The organism is Pontibacter sp. YIM B11418, from assembly GCF_059278805.1.
In genome coordinates this window covers 451,312-471,354 of sequence record NZ_JCAEMH010000002.1, presented here as the reverse complement: position 1 = coordinate 471,354, position 20,043 = coordinate 451,312, and the positions used below count along the sequence as shown (strand labels likewise).

Below are 20,043 nucleotides of genomic sequence, written 5' to 3'. Positions count from 1 at the left end.
GTAAAGTGTCTAAAGCTTATACCTGTCGTTGACTTTAGTTCTTACGTTATGTTTAGCAGAATCCGGATTTGAAACAAACGAGCAGATTTTGGGTAATTGATGTATATACATTAATTTGCAAGTGAACTATAATTAGTCTTATGCGAAAGATAAAGAAATTACATAAAGCAGTGCATGCGCCCATGGGGGACCTGGTGACCTACCGCGCTATACCTACGCACGAAGTAGAGTACATCGACCCGTTCCTTTTTCTGAACCACCACGGCCCGCAGGTATACAAGCCCGGCAACAGGGGGCTGCCTTTCGGTCCGCACCCGCACCGTGGCTTCGAAACGCTGACTTTTATTCTGGATGGCGACATTATGCACCAGGACACAGGCGGCGGAAAGGATGTTATCGAGGCGGGCGGTGTGCAGTGGATGACGGCCGGCAGCGGCCTGATTCATGCGGAAATTTCGTCTGATAAATTCAAGCAGGAGGGCGGGCCTTTGGAGATTCTGCAACTGTGGTTCAACCTGCCTGCTCAACACAAAATGGCAGCCCCTAAGTACATTGGCCTCCAAAAAGATAAGATTCCGGTGGTAGAGCTCGATAACGGGAAGGTACGCGTCAATGTGATCTCTGGCAGTTGGGGAGAAGTGCAGGCACCTATCCAGAATCTGAGCGACATTCACATGGTGAGCATTGAGTTGCAGAAAGGCGGTGAATTCATTTACAACATACCTTCAGAGCGCAACATCTTCTTCTACGTGGTGCGGGGCGCTGTCAAGGTAAACGGCGAGACGGCTGAAAAACTCACCTTGGTGGAATTTGCCAACGAAGGGAAGGAAGTGAAAGTCGAAGCGGCCGAGGACGCCTACATTCTCTTTGGCCATGCCCATCCCTACAATGAGCCCGTCGTATCGCACGGACCATTTGTAATGAACACCGAAGAGGAGATTCGGGAGGCCTTCCGCGATTACCAACTGGGTAAAATGGGAACCTGGGAAGGGTAGGAATAAGATAGTTGAATAATTTAACGCTGCGGTTGTAGGGACAGGTCGTGACCTGCGCACTCTTGCACCAAATTCACATTAGCAAAACACTTTAATAAAAAAGCTCTCTTCCCGGTCAGGAAAGAGAGCTTTTCAGGTATAGCATCAGCTAAATTTTGAGCAATTGGTCTTATCTGCCGCGCTTCGGACCACCTTTGGGTGCATCTCCGCGCTTGCCGCCGCTTTTCGGAGCCGCACTTCTGCCAGGCGCTGATTTAGGTGCCGCTTTAAAGCTACCGCCACGTGAGTTCGAGTTCTTGCCCGGGCTGCCGGCGCCGTCTCTGGCAGTGCTTGTCCTTCTGGTATCGCTACTGGCTCTGCTGGTGCCGGGTCTTTTCGCTCCTTCACTTCCTTTAGCCGATGCTCCGGGTCTGCTGCCTCTGGCAGGACCTTTGTCCGCGCCACTTCTGGAGGGCGCACCTGAGGCACCGCCTTTTGAAGAGCCACTGCCACTTCTCGTACCGGACCGCTCGCCACGGACAGGTCGGTCGTAGGTGCTTTCCGATGTTTTCCGGCTGCTCGTTCCCTTAGCACCGGGCACGAGGCTGGTCAGGCTGTTTACTTCCTGCGGTGTGAGCACGCGCCAGTGGCCGGAAGGCAACTTGGCCAGTGAAAACTCACCGAAACGTACGCGCTGCAAATGTACTACCTTATATCCCAGGCTCTCGCACATGCGCTTTAAGTAGTGGTCGGTGCCCGGTTTTAGTATAATGCGGAATCGTGTTTGTGTTTCTTTCGATACGGAATTGTTTACCCGCTCTTCTCCAGGTATAGGAGCGCCGCCACCGCTCATCTTCTGCAGAAAATCAGCCGTGATCATTTTGTCCACGGTTACGATATACTCTTTTTCAAACTTGTTGTCGGCGCGCTTCACACCGCGCACAAAGTCACCGTCGTTGCTTAGGAAAATGATGCCCTCCGCCTCACGTTCCAGCATGGCGGTCGGTTCCAGCGTAGCCGGGAAGTTGATGGCGCGCACCACATTGTCGCGCACTGCCATATCGGAGGTGGCCGACATGTTGGCTGGTTTGTTGAAGATCAGGTATACGGGCTTCTCCTGTTTCACACGCAGCATCTCGTCGTCGATGCGCACTTTGTCTTTCGGCGTTACTTTCATGCCGGAGTCGGTGGGGATTTTTCCGTTCACCGTCACACGGCCCTGTTCTATAAGTTCGTCTGCATCGCGACGGGAGCAAAAGCCCGAGTCGCTAATGAATTTATTCAGTCTTTTTGGTTCCATGTTGTTCGAGGCGTCCGTGAACTTTTTATCAGCACACTTATTTACGCCAATCCTTTAAGAAGAAGCAAAATTACGGGAAAATATAGGTTTACCTACTTCTTTGGATCAACCAAAAGATTTCCAGCCGACCAGTGCAGGCAGACTATTCGTTTTCGAGGGCGTAGGGGGCCTGTCTCATGGAAACAACAAAGCCGATCATACCACCAACCAAAGCTGGGATAACCCAGCCCATGCCAAGGCTGTAGAAGGGCAGGTAACGGAGGAATACATCGCTGATGCCTAACTCAAATCCTGCAGCGCTCAAACCTTCTACGATGCTCACAACACTCGTCAGCAGTACCGACCAGGTATAGACGGCGTGTCTGTTGCGGAGTACTGAGCCGAATAAAGTCAGTATGATCAGGACGATCACGATCGGGTAGATGGCCACCAGCACAGGTATAGAGAAGGAGATGATCTGCGTCAGGCCTACATTCGATATGAGGGCACTCACCAGAGTAAGAATCAGCACATAGTTTCTGTAGGAGATAGAAGGGCGCAACTTATGGAAAAAGCTGGCACAGGCCACTACAAGTCCGATGCTGGTGGTCAGACAGGCAAAGATTATAGCAATACTTAGGATCATGCTTCCGGATACCCCGAACTGCAGATCAGAGATACGGCTGATGATGAGCCCTCCGTTTTCTAGATGGCCGAGTGCCTGTACGCTCGTGGCACCTGAGTAGGCCAGACCCACATACACCAGAGCCAAACCGGCTGCTGCAATCAAGCCCGCAGTGGTACATACTTTCGCAATTTGTCTCGTACTATCGATACCCTTGGAACGGATAGCGTTAATTACGATCAGGCCAAATATGAAGGAGCCAATGGTATCCATGGTCAGGTAGCCTTCCTGAAAGCCTTTGAAGAAGGGAGCTGCTTCGTAGGACGCTAACGGAGCCTCAATCTCACCGAGCGGGGAGATAATGTTTATGGCCAGCAGAAGGGCCAGGATGATGAGCAGGACCGGTGTGAGAATTTTACCGATCGTGTCTACAACTTTGCCAGGGTTCAATGCCAGTAGGTAGGTTACCGCAAAGAAAATGATAGAATAGAGCACCATGCCCCAGGAAGAAGTTCTCAGACCCTCAGACAGGAATGGGGCGATGCCGATCTCGTACGAGACCGTACCGGTTCGGGGAACTGCAAAAAGAGGGCCTATGGTGAGGTAGATCACAACCGGGAAAATAAGTCCAAAAAGCGGATGCACCTTCGAGGAAATAGACTGTACGTCTTCGTTTTTGGACATGCCGATGGCGATGACGCCCAACAAGGGAAGCCCTACACCGGTCATCAAAAATCCGATAATGGCAGGTATGAGTTCAGTGCCAGCCGCCTGGCCCAGTGACAATGGAAAAATAAGGTTGCCAGCGCCGAAGAAAATAGCGAATAGCATCAAGCCAATAAAAAATGTTTCTTTAAATGAGATTGTTCCTGCTTTCACTATATTTTATGATCGGTGGGAGGATATATTTAACTGTACTGCAAGTAAATATCCAATCGGGCAAAATCCTACATTTATCTTGTGTTTAGTGTCAACAGCAAAAATTTCAGTGCTAATTATCACTTTGGGGTTTAGGTTCATAACGACTAAACAGCCTTCGACCGATGCCCCAACTTTCCAGTCTCTGTGTGCTCTGATAGGAATAGGTGTGCTTATTTGATGAAGGCGGAATGAGCGTTTTCGGCGCACTTATGAAGGAAAAGCCGGTTGGTGCAACCTTCTCTTGTTGAATGAAAGCTGGTAGGGCTTGTCTCCATGCAGCATTAAAAATTAAGGAATCATTATATTTCTTAATATTGAGTGCAAACCGTAGGCTGCACGTTTTGCCCCTGATCGGATCTCACAACGTGTATATAAATAGACTTATACGATCATCCTCTAAAAGTTCCAAGTGATTTACTCAGCGCATATTTTATTTAGAAGATGAACTGGTTGATTATGTGATGCTTATTACGCCCCGAGGCCAACTCCTATACCTGCGGAGTTCAGGTTTGAAACCATTTTAGCCCGCTCTGGCTTATATATGCAATTACCCGAAGCAACCACCCATTATGCTGGAATACTCCATGTTCGAAAGGCTTCCTTACCGGAGCCAGCGCGAAGCCCTTAAAAAAGAAGGCACGCTCATAGCGCGACGCCAGGTAAACGGGTATACCATCCTGCTTTACATTTTGGAACATACTTTTGTGGAGGTATGGACGGGCACGGAGGCCGAAGTGGTGACTACCTTTAAGAAATCCTCAAATGCAATGGCAGTTTTAGAGCCCTACATTGAGGCAATGGAGTCGGTAGATTGGTTAGGAGAGAACGAGGTTTGACCACGGCAGATGTAAAAAGCGCTTGTTTAAAACAAAGAAGGGAAGGCTATAGGCCTTCCCTTCTTTGTTTCAGTATACGATATACCTCAAGCTATACTTGCTCCATCACCGGAACTTCCTGCATGTAGCGCTCGAAGCTGTCGTCCATCTCGTCGAGCCATCGGGTGTGGTGTCTGGCAGCCTCCGTGCCCGTCATCACCGAAGTGTAGGTCTTATCGCGGTAACGTAAAATGTCCTCTTCCTTGTCTAGGAGCCACTGCTTGAAGAGGGTTGCCACTTTGTCCAGGTCAATATTTGGATAGTCGGTCATGTTCATCAATTCGCGCACGTATGCCGTCTGGAAGTCAATCTCATCATCGTGGTTGCAGTTCGCCGTGGCTTTGTTCAGCCACAGGTTGATATCTTTCTGTCTTTCCTCCTTTTCTGGCAGCTGAATCTTGCCCTGGATCACGTCGCGCGCGTACCAGGCTTGCACATCAAACATATTGAAGGTATAGTACTGGTCCTGCATGCCCAGGTAGATAAGTTGGGGCAGTTCGCTGAAAAATACGCCTTTGTAGATCTTGTCCGGGTAGAGGCAGTTTTTTGTTTTCAGGCGCATCTCGTCGGGCAGATAGGGGAATTTGTGCTGGTAGCCGGTGCACATCACTACGGCATCGTAGCGCTCCTCGGTGCCGTCGCTGAAGTGGGCTATATCACCTTCAAAATGAGTGAGAAGCGGAACTTCCTTCATACCTTCAGGCCAGTCCATACCGATGGGGTTGCTGCGGTAGCTTAGGGTTACCGAGTTCGCACCATGCTTAAAGCTCTGTACCCCAATGTCCTCAGCCGAGTAGCTGCTACCGATGAGCAACACGTCCTTATCCTTAAAAATATCTGCGCCACGGAAGTCGTGCGCGTGCATGATCAGGCCGGGAAATTCCTCAATGCCTTCGAAATAGGGCATGTTAGGAGTAGAGAAGTGGCCGGAGGCAACGATCAGATAATCGAAGTCCTCGGTATAGGTCTTGTTATTGGCCAGGTCCTCCAGCACTACAGAAAACTGTTGCGTGTCTTCCTTGTACTCTACCCAGCGGGCTGTTGTGTTGAAGCGGATGTAGTCGCGCACGTTGCACTTGTCAACGCGTCCCTGGATGTAGTCGAACAGCACCGGGCGGGGCGGATACGAAGAGATAGGTCTGCCAAAGTGCTCATCGAAGGTATAATCAGCAAACTCAAGGCACTCTTTCGGCCCATTAGACCAGAGATATCGGTACATGCTGCCGTGGATCGGCTCGCCATACTTGCCCACACCCGTACGCCAGGTGTAGTTCCAAAGGCCGCCCCAGTCCGCCTGCTTCTCAAAGCAAACGATTTCAGGTATAGTCTCGCCTTTCAGTTCTGCTGATTTAAACGCGCGTAACTGCGCCAGGCCGCTTGGACCGGCCCCGATGATTCCTACTCTTAACTTCATGTATACTTAAAAATGGTGAATGCAAAATGCAATATTCTGCCTCGAGATATGTTTCAAAAAGTTATTGTTTTGTGATCGGAAAAATCACAATTTCGGTTTTCTGTGCGAGGTTAATACCTGCAGGGTAGAAAACAGAAAGGGGGCAGGAAGTATAAAAAAAGAGGCGTTGAAAAGGTTGCCTTACAAAAGAAGCCGGCTAGCCTGAACTATACTATCAAAGTGCCCTTCTGAAATATTCATATCTCTATATGTCAGAATGCCTGTTTTACAAAGATACAAAATGCAATGGAATAATTATAATTTGACTTTTAAGTTATTGTCTGTAGGTATAGGCTAAAATTGAATTAAGTAAGTTGAAAATTTAAAATGTGCAAACATTTTGAAAAGCTCATCTATTGGATTTTTGTTAGTGCCCGTGCCAGTGGACGATATGGCTAGAAGGAGAATGTTGGTTGATGTAAGCAATTGCCAGTCAGTATGTAAAGCGTATTCGAATCTGGAGCTAAGTTAGCTTGCGATCGCTTGGATTAAAAGATAAAACAGGGAAGGCAGAAGCGCGCTGTCAGTCAGGCAATTAAAAAAAATTGGAAATTTGGTAAGAAAGCTGATTTGGTCGGGAAGTAGAAGACAGTGCGTCAGTTTTATCCTGGAGATAATCAAAAAAAACCGCCCCTCCATAGTGAAAGGGCGGTTTGTCTATACCTATACCTTGATATTTACTCACATCCAATATACTCTCCACTGCCGATCGGAGCACCAGGAGGCAGGTTCAGCATTTTAGCCGGCTTCACTTCCTCCGGTTTTTCCATGCGTGCCAGCGCGAAATCCAGATGTGCTTTGTAACCGGTATCGCGTGTGCGCTTGGCCTGACTGGTAGCATGTTGCTTGATGTCGGCAATGGCACTCGTGGCAATGGCGCGAGCCTGGTAAGAGGCGTTCTCGTCCTGTGCCAGGGCCATCAGGTGGGTAAGCACCACCTGCTCGGTTTGCAGTTGCACCTGTGCGGCCAGTCCGTTCTGGCGCCTGCTTTTCCAGGTGTTCGCTATAAGTTGGCTGGTGACATCCTGCAGACTGAGGGTATTATGACGGGCGCCAAACTCTAACAACCGCGTGGCACGCTGGGGGTGCAGCAAAAATGAAAGCGAGAACTCAGCAGAGGCCTGTGCTACTGCCAAGGGATCGAAGGTGAGGCCGGTTCTCTTTGTGAATAGTTCCCGGTTGTTGCCCAGACCCGGCGCACGCGGCGGTATCAGCGCAATGATGTTTTCGGGCAGGGTGAGCACTTCCGGTGAAATGGTATGAAGCATGGCATCGAGGGCTTTCTGCTGCTCTCTTTTATCGAGCACTTCGGTTACTAATTGTTTGTCGCCACGCAAGGCGTAGGTATAGCGCATTCCTCCGATCAGTTTGGCAGCTGCCTCGGTCTGGTAACGGTGGAAGTTATAGATTGGTACCAGTACATCCTCCAGCATACTCATCGGCGCATTGGTTTTTATGTTCTTCTCAGAGAAATTCTGAAGGGCTTTGCGACGTACATCGAGCACTCGCATCAGTTCATCGCTTGCATTCGTGCCGTTGTCCCAAAGGTGGGCGGTGGGGTGAGCGCCACCGGGAGCGCGGGCATCCGTGTCCGAAATAAAAGTTAAACCCTGGGCGCGACCCTGTGCCAGCAGCTCATCCAGTGCTTTCTTCTCGTCAGTTCCTTTCGGGAAGTGCTGATAACCATAAGTGACGGCCAGCTTGTCCCATTCACCAATGTTGGTGCCATAGGCATTGCTGATGTTGATCTTGCCGGCTCTGTCCAGCTGCACCTGCGGGTGCGGGTAGTCCATAACGGAGGCATTGTTGTTAGCGTCGTAGTTATGCATGATGCCCAGCGTATGGCCCAGTTCGTGCGCAGACAGCTGCCTGATGCGGGCCAGTGCCATCTCCATCATAGCTCTGTTCTCCGGTTTTCCATCTTCATAAGGTGCCAGCAATCCCTCCGCGATCAGGTAATCCTGACGTACACGCAAAGAGCCCAGCGACACGTGCCCTTTTATGATCTCACCGGTGCGCGGATCTATAACAGAAGCGCCGTAAGACCAGCCGCGGGTGCTGCGGTGCACCCACTGGATCATGTTGTAGCGAACGTCCATCGGGTCTGCTGTGTCAGGCAACACCTCCACCCGGAAGGCATCCTTATACCCGGCCGCCTCAAAAGCCTGGTTCCACCACCGGGCTCCATCCAGCAGGGCAGAGCGGATCGGCTCCGGCGCCCCATTGTCCACGTAGTACACGATCGGCTCTACGGCTTCCGATACCTTGGCCGAAGGGTTCTTTTTCTGCAGACGATGGCGGGCAATGTAACGCTTTTCAATGTTTTCGTTTACCGGCGTGGCATAGTCGAAGTAGGAGATGCCAAAGTAACCGGCTCTTGGATCGGCCTCACGTGGGGTATAATTGTTGTCGGGCAGTTCGATAAAAGAATGATGCTGGCGAAGGGTAACGGCCTGCGGGTTGGGAGCTACGCTGCGCACAATAAAGCCACCATTGTCGCTTGTGAAAGTCAGGGTAGACTCGAACTCGGTGTTTTTGGGGAAGTTTTTGGTGCGTGGCAGGTATAGCGCCGAGCGGCTGGCGTCGAGGCGGTAGGTGCCCTGGCCCGCTCGCTTGATGCTGCCGATGACATCATGGGCATCTTGCAACAGAAAGTCAGTTGCGTCTACCAGCACCCGTTTTCCATCCGCTGCCTCCGCCTTAAAACCCCATAAAACCGATTGCGCAAAAGATTCTTCCACGGCGCGGGCTTCGTTCTGATTGTCAGTAATGGCTCTGTAGCGCAGGTTCGGCTGCACGAGCAGCACTTTAGGACCAACTTTTTTGAAGGACACAATGCGCTCGCCACCCAATTGCCCGCGGTCGAGCCCAATGTCGTTGGAGCCGAGTCCGCCCGGCAGTGAGTTCACATACAGAAAGTCATAGTCGAGCTTGTCAATCTCGAGCCATACCTTACCGCTTTGCTCATCCCAGTAAAAGGGGAAAAAGCCATTGAATTTTTTCATCCCCGCGGTTTTGGAGGCAATGCTGGGCAGGGTTTGCGCTGCAACACTACCAAGTGCTAAGAATGGGAGGAGCAGGAGGAGGAGCAATTTTTTACAAGTTAATGTCATAGAGTCAGGTATAGGGTGATGTCGCGTCTGCAGGCTTAAGTTACACATTTCAGGTATAGGATCCCGGAAATATAGTGTAAATTGCATCAAACGATCACCTGATCTGAAACATAAAACTTTAAGAGCTCAGGTCAGTACATATTCTCTAAGTGCTCTTTGAGTAAAACCAGTACAAACAAATAATTATCCCTATGAAAAAGATTCTGATGGCCATCTCAGCCTTCGCGCTTCTGTCAGCCTGCGGCAATGAACAGAAGTCAGAGTATGAACGCTACTACGACAGTGACTACCAGCCCGACACAACCGCCGTAGCCTCTCGTCCGCAACCGCCGCGTCCGGCCACAACGCCACCTGCTGGAGGCGCCACACAAGGGGCCCAGACAACTCCGGCCGGCACACCGACCGGACCGGAAACGACCGCGACAGCTGAACAGCCAAAAGAGGCACTTGCCGGACAGTATGCGAAAGGCGAAAAACTGATTGCCGGATCGGACTGCCTGGCCTGCCACAAAGTAGACCAGAAAGTAGTGGGTCCTTCGTATGAAGAAGTGGCGCAGAAGTATGAGGCCAACGATAAGAACATCACCTACCTGGCTGGCAAGATCATCAAGGGTGGAGCCGGTGTTTGGGGACAGATTCCCATGCCTCCACACCCGAACCTGAGCGAAGGCGATGCCAAGGAAATGTCCCGCTACATCCTCTCACTCCGCAAATAAGTTGATTGAACGAAGCTGTCCCGGTACCTGTGCAGGTATAGGGACAGCTTTTTTTATACCTATACCTAAGCAAACCGATACGCCATGAGCAAAGCCAAAAATTACAGTGAACTGGAAGCAGAACTGGTTCTCGACGCGAAGGCGACGCTGGGCGAGGGGGCGATCTGGCATCCGGCCGAAAAACGCCTTTACTGGGTGGATATTGAAGGCCGTGAACTGCACCTGTTCGACCCCACAACCGACGAAGATACCGTCTGGCCTGTTGGGGAGCGGGTGGGCACGGTGGTACCCGTTGTGAATGGCGGAGCCCTGGTTGCCCTGCAGAATGGGGTGCACTTCATCAATACCGAAACAGGCGTGCTTTCATTTGTAGCCAATCCCCTTGAGCAGGATGATATCCGGTTCAACGATGGAAAATGCGACCCGGCCGGCAGGTTTTGGGTAGGCTCCATAGCCCTCGACTCACGGGAAGGTGCCGCAGCGCTCTACCGTATGGAGCACAACGGGCAGATGACACAGGTGCTCGACAACCTGAGCAATTCCAATGGCCTGGTCTGGACTGCTGACAAGCAGCGCATGTATTTCATAGACACCCCAACCCGTAAAGTACAGGCCTTTGCCTACGACCACGACACGGGAATCATCCGGAAAGAGCGGGACATAATTACTATACCTGAGCAGGAGGGCAAGCCCGACGGGATGACCATTGACGAAACAGGACGGCTCTGGATCGCGCTCTACGGTGGCGGTGGCGTGGGCTGCTGGGACCCGGAAACCGGGGAGATGCTGTTGAAAGTTACGGTGCCTGCCCCGCACACCACCTCCTGCGCCTTTGGCGGTGCGCGGCTTGACACCCTCTACATCACCACCGCCCGCGACGGCCTGGACAAAGACCAGCTGCACCAATACCCGCTAAGCGGAGGCATCTTTGCCATAAAGCCCGGTGCAAAAGGCGTGCCGGCAAACTTTTTCCTGAGTCGTTTGTAAGGTATAGGCTGTCTTGGTGAAGTATTGGCGATGACACTCCGGCTTTAGGTTCTGCTGCTGCTGTGAATTTCGGCAAAAGCTATACCTGCCAGGTATACCTGTACCGTGTCACGCTACGCCGACCGACCTGCAGACCTATTAACTTTTAACTCGTAACTTTTAACTAAAAAACTATGATTCAAGCAAAAGCATATGCCGCATTCGACCCTACCAGTCCGCTCGGGCCTTTCAGCCTGGAGCGCCGCGAAGTAGGGGAGCATGACGTGCTGATCGATATCAAATACTGTGGCGTGTGCCACTCTGACCTGCACCAGGTGCGCGACGAGTGGGGCGGTGCCATGTACCCGCTGGTGCCCGGCCACGAAATTGTGGGTGTGGTGACGAAAGTGGGTTCCGGCGTTAAGAAATTCAAAGAAGGTGACCTGGCCGGTGTGGGCTGCTTTGTGGACTCCTGCCGTACCTGCGACAGCTGCAAAGAAGGGCTGGAGCAGTATTGCGAAGTGCAGAACGTGGGCACCTACAACAGCCTCGAGCGCGACGGCAAGACCATTACCTACGGCGGCTACTCCAGTCAGATCGTGGTGGATGAGAACTATACCCTGAAAGTGCCCGAAAGCCTGGATCTGGCACGCGCCGCGCCGCTTCTTTGCGCCGGTATCACCACCTATTCGCCCATTATGGAGTGGAAGATCGGGAAAGGGCACCGCGTCGGTATCGTGGGCCTCGGCGGACTGGGCCACATGGCCGTGAAAATTGCCGCTGCCAAAGGTGCTGATGTAACGGTGCTGAGTACGTCGCCGAACAAAAAGCAGGATGCCATGGACCTGGGCGCGCACAACTTCGCCGTGACAAAAGATGAAGCCACCCTCAAGCAACTGCGCAACTCCTTCGATTTCATCATCGACACCGTATCGGCTCCCCACGACTACAACCTATACCTGTCCATGCTGAAACGGGACGGTACCATGATCCTTTTGGGCGCGCCGCCGGAGCCATCGACAGTGGCCGGTTTCAGCCTGATTGCTCGCCGCAAACGGCTGGTGGGTTCCATGATCGGCGGTATACCGGAAACACAGGAAATGTTGGATTTCTGCGCCGAGCACAACATCATGTCCGACATCGAGCTGATCAAGATGGAAGACATCAACGAAGCCTACGAACGCATGCTCCGCAGCGATGTGAAGTACCGTTTTGTGATTGATATGGCGAGTTTAAAGTAGGTATTACTGAGCTATGGCGCGAGCGTCCTCGCTCGTGTCTACTATAGTGGGGCCTCTGGCCGCTAGATATTTTAATAACTGGGCCAGAGGCCCCATGATAGCAAGTCACGAGCGAGGACGCTCGCGCCATGGAAAAGGCTCTCCTGTTTTTAGGAGGGCCTTTTTTACTAGCTTTATCGTTCTAACTCACGCTGCAGATTCTTTCTTGCTTTATCTTCAAATTCCACCTGAAAAGCGGGAGTCTTGTAGATATGATCTTGGTTAAGGAAATGCTGCAACACCTTGCGTCTGCCTGGTTTGTAGATAAGGTCAGGGTACATGCTGTATTCTTTTCGCACTCCCTGGCTATACCTGTTATAACGTGCCTTGTCCGCACCAAGAATAGCGAGGTCCAGATCAAGAAGTAGATTAGTTAGTTCAGTCTCCGCTGTCTGGTGGGTCTTGGTGGCGAGGATCATCTCTTTAACTTGTAGAATGTCGGTCTCAGGTATATCGAGGTTACGCAGTCGGTCTTGGGCGAGAGCGGCGCTCTGTTCTTCGTTATCAGAACGCGTGGCTTTGTACACGATGTCGTGGTAGAAGATGGCAAAGAGCAGCAAGTCGGATGGATGACCCGCTGGGCTATACCTGTGTGCCAGTTCCAGCATATAGTGGATATGCCCGAGGTTGTGGTAGTGCCTGTCTTTGGCGGTGTAGGCCTTCTCCAATTCATCCCACAACTGCCCGATCAGCTCATCATCTGAGCTATACCTGCGACACAACGCTTCCCATTCTGATTTTACAAAGTCCTCCATCCGGTTTTATTTTTCAGGTCTGAAGCGTACGACAATTCTCACCTCTTGATTGATTTTCTTGCCATCCTGCGTAGCCGCCTGCCATTTTGGTCCCTGCGCTACCAACCGCATGGCTTCATCGTCGCAAGGCTTGCAAAGGCTCCGGACTACTTCCAGATTTTCGAGTGAACCGCTAGTCGTAACCGTTGCCCGCACCACGACACGGCCTCTTATCATATCGGAGGTATAGCGCAGGTTTTCTGCCAAGTACTGACGATAAGCTTTATGGCCCGCTTCAGGTCTGGCCGACACAACAGGAGCTGGATTGGTAGGTTGACGCGTTACGACCACTTCGCTTAAGGCACGGTTGTCCACCTGCATGTCCATGATAATGGTCCCAGAATTGACATCCACCCCTTTTTCTCTGGTATGGTAACCGATATACCGGAAAGCAAGGGTTGCTTTTTCATCCGGCAAAGTCAGCACGAAATTACCCTGTGCATCGGTGGCTACTCCCTGTGTAGTGCCTTTCACTACAACCGACACGCCGGGCAGCGGCGTACCATCCTGATCGACCACCTGACCATGTACCTGGTTCTGGCCGATTTGTTCATTTCGCTGCACCTGCACACCAGCTATCCGTCCTTTTAGCGCTTTGGCAACTGCGGTACTTTCCGGCATCATTGTGTTTCGCAGCGGAGTTGGCGGTACTGTCACCTCGGCCAGCTTTTGAGACTGAGCAGTTACAACTCGCTCAGGTACAGACTCTGTCAGATCAGCCACATTTATCTCAACTTCAACCTCTTCAATGTCATCAGCTAAAAGTGTTTCTTCCCGAACAGACTGACTGTTCGTGCGAGCCCGAGGCGAGTGAAGTGGAGCCGGCCTGGAAATGGCTGCTATCTGGCTCGGGCGCACCGTATCTGGCTTTGCATCTGCCACGGTTTCAGGTATAGCCGGTGCCTGCTCTTCGCTAAAGTCCATCGCTTCCTGAATCGCCTTCTCCTGCTGGACGGCTATACCTTGCTGCTCGCGTACCTGCTGGTAGTTGTAATAGAAAACCACAACCGTGGAGAGCAGCACCAGGGCCACGGCAGCGGCAACGCGCCAATCGGTTAGGTATAGGGGCACCGGCTTACGACTCTGGCGGCGACTTTTAACTTCAATGTGGGAGTTGATGTCTTCTACCTGGCTTTCTGTCTGGGCGGCATCCGACACAGACAGTCCTTCCAGCACATCCGAGCACAGGTCGCAGTCCAGCAGGTGGCGCTCCAGCTGGTGGTGCAGGGCATTGGGCAAAGTGCCTGCCTGGTACTGCTCCAGCAGTTCCACGGAAGGGTGGTCGCCCCGGTCCCAAAGTATATGTCGCTTATCTGGCTGCATGGTTTTTCTCCATGATGATTTTCAGGTTTCGCTTTCCGTTCTGGATGTAGCTTTTTACTTTATTAAGGTCGCATCCCGTGAGGGCGCTGATCTCTTTATAACTCTTCTGCTGCAAATAAAACAGCTCGACACATTCCCGCTGTTGCGGTGGCAATTCCTTCAAGGCCGCATGCAAAGCCTGTTCCAGTTGCTCAGATTCCTCCGCGTGAGTAGGATGCAGTGGTTCTGCAGTTTCCATAAAAGGCGATGTATTATCGGAGAGCGGCACCGTGCTTTTGTGCTTATTTGCCCTGAGCTGCATCAGGCAGTAGTTTCGGGTGGTCACGTGTAGCCAGCTTTTAAAGTTGCTGACCTCGTGCTGTAGCAGCGCTTTCGAAACATGTTCGAACAGCTGCATGGTGGCGTCTTTACTTTCCTCGGGGTCCTGCAGGTATTTCTGGCAGACCAGGTATACGAGTTTGGAATGGCGCTGAAACAGTTCTCCCAGATGTTCCAGCTCGCCGGTCTCCTTATACAGCCGCACCAGCTCCTGATCGTCGGGAGGCGGCTTGGCGTTGGTGAAGAGTTTGATGAAAAAAGGGAGCATGTGCCGGAATTGTTTTCTAAAGAAAAGAAAAATATTCTGAAAATTTTATGGAAAGCCTGTGGAGGTGGCATCATGTCGGAAACCAAAACATAATAGCCATGAAAAAGAACCTCTTCCTGCTCTTCGCCCTGATGCTGTTCGGGCTGACTGCAATCGCTCAAAATCGCACCATCACCGGCACTGTAACCGACTTGAATGGCGGCAATCCACTGCCCGGCGTGAGCATTACCATTAAAGGAACATCTAAGGGTGCCGCCACCGACAAGCACGGCAAGTACAGCCTGGCTATACCTGGTGATGATGCCACGCTCATATTTCGCTATATCGGTTACATGACCCAGGAAGCAAAGGTGGGCAAGCGGAATGTAGTGGATATAAAATTACAGTTGGATACCCATACAATGCATGAAGTGGTTGTGGTAGAGCAAAGCATACCCCGCGCGCTGGCAGGAAAGGTAGCGGGAGTTTTCTCAAGGAGAGATGCTGCAGAAAATATGACCTATGCACCAGCACACGTACCTCTGCACGATGCCGCTCCGCTCGTGCACAACACCGAGAACTATGATTTCATCAAAGAGAACTCCTTCCTGGATGCGCAGAAAAACCCGCTTTCCACATTCTCCATCGATGTAGACAACGCCTCTTACAGTAATGTGCGCCGCTTCCTGAACCAAGGGCAGCGCCCGCCTGCCGATGCGGTGCGCATCGAGGAAATGGTCAACTACTTCAACTACGACTACCCGCAGCCAACTGGTGATGCGCCCTTCTCTATAACGACCGAGCTGTCGGCCAGCCCCTGGAACAAAAACAACCAGCTTCTACATATTGGTTTGCAGGGCAAACGTGTTGCCACGGACCAACTGCCGGCTTCTAATTTGGTATTTCTGATCGACGTGTCCGGTTCGATGTTTTCGCCTGACAAGCTGCCGCTCGTAAAGGCTGGTCTGAAACTGTTGGTAGAGGAACTTCGTCCGCAGGACATGGTGTCGATGGTGGTGTATGCGGGGGCGGCGGGATTGGTGCTGCCTTCCACCTCCGGAAAAGAAAAGAAGAAAATAATAGATGCCTTGGATAAGCTTGAAGCAGGCGGTTCTACGGCCGGTGGAGCAGGCATCAATCTGGCTTATAAAGTAGCTGAGGAGAGTTTTGTAAAAGGGGGCAACAATCGCGTGATTCTGGCATCGGACGGTGACTTTAACGTGGGCGTGAGCAGCGACAGCGAACTACAGCGCCTGATCGAGAAGAAGCGTGAGACAGGTGTGTTCTTGACTGTTTTAGGCTTCGGAACCGGTAACTACAAAGATTCCCGTATGGAGCAACTGGCCAACAAAGGCAACGGTAACTACGCTTACATTGACAACATCCGGGAAGCGCAGAAAGTGTTTGTGAACGAGTTCGGCGGCACGCTCTTCACCATCGCCAAAGACGTAAAACTGCAACTCGAATTTAACCCCGCCAAAGTAAAAGCCTACCGCCTGATCGGCTACGAAAACCGCGCACTGGCTAATGAAGAATTCAACGACGACAAGAAAGACGCTGGTGATATGGGTTCAGGCCATACTGTCACCGCACTTTATGAAATCGTACCAGCAGGGTCTTCATCTGAATCACAGGCAGGCAATGTTGATCCACTCAAGTACCAGAAAACAAATCTCGACCCGAAAGCCAAACGAACCGGCGAAATGCTCACCATGAAGCTGCGCTACAAAGAACCGGATGGCGAGACCAGCAGGTTGATGACCACCACGGTAAGTAGTCAGGCTATACCTGTTGCGCAAACTTCCGACAACTTCCGTTTCTCAGCCGCTGTAGCTGCCTGCGGCATGCTGCTCCGGGACTCCGAGCATAAAGGTAACGCCTCATTCCCGATGGTGCTGGAACTGGCGAAGAATGCCCGCGGCAAGGATGAAGAGGGGTATCGGATTGAGTTTGTCAATCTGGTGAAGTCGATGGGGTTGTTGAGTGATGGGAGGTAAGTAAATTATTGACTTGTTGTAAAGAGGAAGGAGCGGGGTGCTCCTTCCTCTTCTTGCTAATGGTATAGCCTCTATGGCGCGAGCGTCCTCGCTCGTGTCTGCTATCGTGGGGCCTCTGGCCAAGGTATAGTGGAAATGTGTTTATGTATAGAGCCAATTTTTAGCTAGCGTAGCGGCGATTTTTGCAGGTATAGCAAACTGTGTTTTTTCATAGCTTGCCCTGGCCGGGCGGGCCCTACTTTTTGTCTTGACACAAAAAGTAGGCAAAAAAGTCAAGACCCTTTAAGCTCGCTGAACGCTCAAACAGTGGAGTGTCGTAAAGGTGCACCTGGCTCAGGAGATTTGTTACATTGTCAACGTGCAAGTTACTCTTGCTATACCTGCCAGTGTTCTGAGCTATAAAACTTATACCTGTCAAAAAGCAACGGCAGACTCCTTCCCCTGTTTTGGGGGTAGGGGCCCTCGACAAAAGGGTAAGGCTGGGATGGGGTGAGACTCCCCCTTCGAAAGGGGCAGGGGGATGTTAATCGTGCACGTGAATCCTGTCAATTCTTTAATCCGTGGGGGTAGGGGCCCACTGTAAATCCTGATTCAGACGGCTTTCCGCACCACCCAAGTCGTCATTGCCCGATCCTGCTCTACGAGCACCGTCTTCAGCGGCTCCAGTCGCTCGGCTCCTGATTCTCTCTCCATCGCATTCACCAACTTTTCATCCGCCAGAAACCAGACCGGGCCGTGTGCCATCCGGTAAAATCGGTCCCCCACCTGCTGCAGTTTCCCTTCCAAACCGATGGTGGTGCTGAAGCGGGCGAAAAGCATGCCGCCTGGTTTGAGTACACGCCAAAGTTCCTGTACGATTCCCTTGAAGTGCTCCTCACTTCGTGCGAAATGCAGCACAGCACTGCAAAGGACCACGTCAAATTTTTCATTCTCGAATGGCAGCGCATCCAGATCAGTGGCTACAAAGTTTCTGGCAGGCAGTGTTGGCGCCATTTCCGATGCCAGCCTTCTGGTTTGTTCAATCGCTTCCGTTGAAATATCGACTCCGTATACCTGCACACCGGCCTGCATCAGGTAGGCGATGTTGCGGCCTGCTCCACAACCGGCGTCCAGCAATTGCATACCTTTCTGGATGCGGCCTTTCAGTAACTGGTCGAACAGGTAGATGTCGATGTCGCCAAACTGGGCGCGAAGGGATGAGAGTGGGATGTGAAACATAAGGACTATTGTTCAGACAATGATGAGACAAGGCGTGAGAGGCTGAAATTAAGCATGATTTTACTATCCTTTCTGCTCTTTTTTTAAGAATATTGAACAGAAATATACCACGATAGTCCCTATGAATAACGCAACTGCAACCGAAACTGTGAAACGCTCTGGCCTGTCTGTGAGCGAGTTTATCCAGAAATACGCCAACCATCCGACCTATATTCCGCCTACCGGCCCTGTGCTGAACGCCAAAAACTGGCAATCAGAAGCGGCGCTGCGCATGTTTCTCAACAACCTCACCGACGAGGTGGCCGAGGACCCGAGCCGACTGGTCGTATACGGTGGCATAGGTCAGGCGGCGCGCACCGTGGCGGATGCGCAGAAGATCATTGAAGTGCTGCTCAACCTGGAGTATGACGAGAGTCTGCTGGTGCAATCGGGTAAGCCGGTGGGCAAGGTGCGCACCCATGCCGAGGCACCGCGTGTGCTGATCGCCAACTCCAACCTTGTGCCGCATTGGGCAACCTGGGAGCATTTCAACGAACTGCGTGCCCGTGGCTTGATGATGTATGGCCAGATGACGGCCGGTAGCTGGATCTACATCGGGACGCAGGGTATTTTGCAGGGTACCTACGAAACGTTCGCCGCCTGCGGCAGAATCCACTTCAACGACGACTTGCGCCACAAATTGCTCGTAACAGGCGGATTGGGTGGCATGGGCGGCGCACAACCCCTGGCAGCTACAATTGCGGGCGCCACTTTCCTGGGCGTTGACATCGATCCGGAGCGCATCAAAAAACGCCTCGAAACCCGCTACATCGATAAAATGACCTACGACTACGAGGAGGCAAAACGCTGGGCACTCGAAGCCAAAGAAAAAGGAGAGGCGATCTCCATCGGCCTGGTAGGCGACATAGGCGATGTGCTGGAGAAGCTGATCCAGGATAATATCACCCCGGAGATACTCACGGACCAGACATCTGCCCACGACCCGATCAACGGCTATGTGCCGAATGGAATGACCCTGCAGGAAGCATTGGCGCTGCGCGAAAGTGATCCGCAGGAGTACAAAGCCCGCTCCCTCAAGAGCATGGCCCGCCACGTGGGCTTTATGCTGGAGTTGCAGCAGCGTGGCAGCCGTACCTTCGACTATGGCAATAACCTGCGTGAGTTTGCGCAGCAGGGAGGCGAACCGAATGCTTTTAATATACCTGGTTTTGTGCCGGAATACATGCGTCCGCTTTTCTGCGAAGGCAAAGGTCCTTTCCGCTGGGCCGCTCTTTCCGGCGATCCGGAGGATATCCGTGTAACCGACGAAGCACTGAAAGAACTTTTCCCGGAGAATACGCATATGATCAAATGGCTGAACGAAGCTGAAGAAAAAGTTGCGTTTCAGGGACTGCCGTGCCGCATCTGCTGGCTAGGTATGGGCGAGCGCGAAAAAGCCGGTCTCATGTTCAATCAACTCGTGCGCGATGGCAAAGTAAAAGCTCCGATCGTGATTGGTCGCGACCACCTCGACTGCGGATCTGTAGCCTCGCCTTATCGCGAGACCGAAGGTATGCTGGATGGCTCGGATGCCGTTTCTGACTGGCCACTGCTCAATCTCATGTCCAACACGGCGGGCGGTGCTACCTGGGTATCGTTTCATCACGGTGGCGGCGTAGGTATAGGCTACTCGCAGCATGCAGGTATGGTGATTCTGGCAGACGGTACCGAACGAGCCGATCGTTGCCTGAGCCGTGTACTTCACAACGATCCTGCCATGGGCATCTTCCGCCACGCCGACGCCGGTTACGAAACTGCGCAGGCTAATGCCGAGAAATTTGGCTTGAACTTGTAAGCTTAAATTTGCCCTAGCCTCGTAACAGGTGAGGGCAAATTTTTATAATCATTTCCTATAACTGAGAAGCAAGTTTTATTGATCCCTGATCTTTGAAACTGATTCACTTT

At 51.9% G+C, this 20,043-nt stretch carries 15 protein-coding genes; 7 read left to right on the top strand and 8 right to left on the bottom strand.

Annotated features, from left to right (window positions below):
• Window positions 1–140: 140 nt before the first annotated feature.
• Window positions 141–995 (top strand): pirin family protein, encoded by an 855-nt coding sequence (locus tag AC4QZR_RS06440; RefSeq protein ID WP_494480163.1) that lies wholly within the window; start codon window positions 141–143, stop codon window positions 993–995.
• A 169-nt stretch (window positions 996–1,164) separates the two neighbouring features.
• Here the strand turns inward: AC4QZR_RS06440 and AC4QZR_RS06435 are convergent, their stop codons facing one another.
• Together AC4QZR_RS06435 and brnQ are read right to left on the bottom strand one after the other, a co-directional pair.
• Window positions 1,165–2,274 carry a pseudouridine synthase gene (locus tag AC4QZR_RS06435; RefSeq protein ID WP_494480162.1) on the bottom strand — a complete coding sequence of 370 codons (1,110 nt, stop codon included), beginning with the start codon at window positions 2,272–2,274 and terminating at the stop codon, window positions 1,165–1,167.
• A 142-nt stretch (window positions 2,275–2,416) separates the two neighbouring features.
• Window positions 2,417–3,757: a branched-chain amino acid transport system II carrier protein gene (gene brnQ, locus AC4QZR_RS06430; RefSeq protein WP_494480161.1), complete on the bottom strand. Its 1,341-nt coding sequence runs from the start codon at window positions 3,755–3,757 to the stop codon at window positions 2,417–2,419.
• A gap of 611 nt (window positions 3,758–4,368) precedes the next feature.
• On the opposite strand from brnQ, the gene AC4QZR_RS06425 reads away from it, so the two are divergent.
• Window positions 4,369–4,635, top strand: coding sequence for a hypothetical protein (locus AC4QZR_RS06425; RefSeq protein WP_494480160.1), 267 nt, complete (start codon window positions 4,369–4,371; stop codon window positions 4,633–4,635).
• Between the two features lie 91 nt (window positions 4,636–4,726).
• Here AC4QZR_RS06425 and AC4QZR_RS06420 read toward each other — a convergent pair whose 3' ends face one another.
• Window positions 4,727–6,088 (bottom strand): trimethylamine monooxygenase, encoded by a 1,362-nt coding sequence (locus AC4QZR_RS06420; RefSeq protein WP_494480159.1) that lies wholly within the window; start codon window positions 6,086–6,088, stop codon window positions 4,727–4,729.
• A 716-nt stretch (window positions 6,089–6,804) separates the two neighbouring features.
• The gene (locus tag AC4QZR_RS06415; protein WP_494480158.1) at window positions 6,805–9,240 is read right to left on the bottom strand and encodes a zinc-dependent metalloprotease; all 2,436 of its coding nucleotides are present in this window, start codon (window positions 9,238–9,240) and stop codon (window positions 6,805–6,807) included.
• 191 nt (window positions 9,241–9,431) lie between these two features.
• Between AC4QZR_RS06415 and AC4QZR_RS06410 the strand changes: the two genes are divergently transcribed.
• From AC4QZR_RS06410 to AC4QZR_RS06400, 3 genes are all read left to right on the top strand, one after another.
• Window positions 9,432–9,956, top strand: coding sequence for a c-type cytochrome (locus AC4QZR_RS06410; protein ID WP_180336466.1), 525 nt, complete (start codon window positions 9,432–9,434; stop codon window positions 9,954–9,956).
• Window positions 9,957–10,040: 84 nt separating this feature from the next.
• Window positions 10,041–10,943, top strand: coding sequence for an SMP-30/gluconolactonase/LRE family protein (locus AC4QZR_RS06405; RefSeq protein ID WP_494480157.1), 903 nt, complete (start codon window positions 10,041–10,043; stop codon window positions 10,941–10,943).
• Between the two features lie 173 nt (window positions 10,944–11,116).
• Window positions 11,117–12,163 carry an NAD(P)-dependent alcohol dehydrogenase gene (locus AC4QZR_RS06400; RefSeq protein ID WP_494480156.1) on the top strand — a complete coding sequence of 349 codons (1,047 nt, stop codon included), beginning with the start codon at window positions 11,117–11,119 and terminating at the stop codon, window positions 12,161–12,163.
• A 173-nt stretch (window positions 12,164–12,336) separates the two neighbouring features.
• Here the strand turns inward: AC4QZR_RS06400 and AC4QZR_RS06395 are convergent, their stop codons facing one another.
• From AC4QZR_RS06395 to AC4QZR_RS06385, 3 genes are read right to left on the bottom strand one after another with little or no spacing between them, the layout of a single operon-like run.
• Window positions 12,337–12,957, bottom strand: a complete 621-nt coding sequence (locus AC4QZR_RS06395) for an HD domain-containing protein (protein ID WP_494480155.1) — start codon at window positions 12,955–12,957, stop codon at window positions 12,337–12,339.
• 6 nt (window positions 12,958–12,963) lie between these two features.
• Window positions 12,964–14,319, bottom strand: coding sequence for a TonB family protein (locus tag AC4QZR_RS06390; protein WP_494480154.1), 1,356 nt, complete (start codon window positions 14,317–14,319; stop codon window positions 12,964–12,966).
• Entirely contained in the window at window positions 14,306–14,905 is a 600-nt protein-coding gene (locus AC4QZR_RS06385; protein WP_494480153.1) for an RNA polymerase sigma factor, read from the bottom strand. The genes AC4QZR_RS06390 and AC4QZR_RS06385 overlap by 14 nt, the downstream gene beginning before the upstream one ends.
• Window positions 14,906–15,003: 98 nt before the next feature.
• On the opposite strand from AC4QZR_RS06385, the gene AC4QZR_RS06380 reads away from it, so the two are divergent.
• The gene (locus tag AC4QZR_RS06380) at window positions 15,004–16,881 is read left to right on the top strand and encodes a vWA domain-containing protein (protein WP_494480152.1); all 1,878 of its coding nucleotides are present in this window, start codon (window positions 15,004–15,006) and stop codon (window positions 16,879–16,881) included.
• Window positions 16,882–17,472: 591 nt separating this feature from the next.
• On the opposite strand, the gene AC4QZR_RS06375 is transcribed toward AC4QZR_RS06380, so the two are convergent.
• Entirely contained in the window at window positions 17,473–18,099 is a 627-nt protein-coding gene (locus AC4QZR_RS06375; protein WP_494480151.1) for a class I SAM-dependent methyltransferase, read from the bottom strand.
• Window positions 18,100–18,220: 121 nt separating this feature from the next.
• Here AC4QZR_RS06375 and hutU point away from each other — a divergent pair, with 121 nt between their 5' ends.
• Window positions 18,221–19,933, top strand: a complete 1,713-nt coding sequence (hutU, locus tag AC4QZR_RS06370; RefSeq protein ID WP_494480150.1) for a urocanate hydratase — start codon at window positions 18,221–18,223, stop codon at window positions 19,931–19,933.
• The last annotated feature ends 110 nt before the right edge of the window (window positions 19,934–20,043 follow it).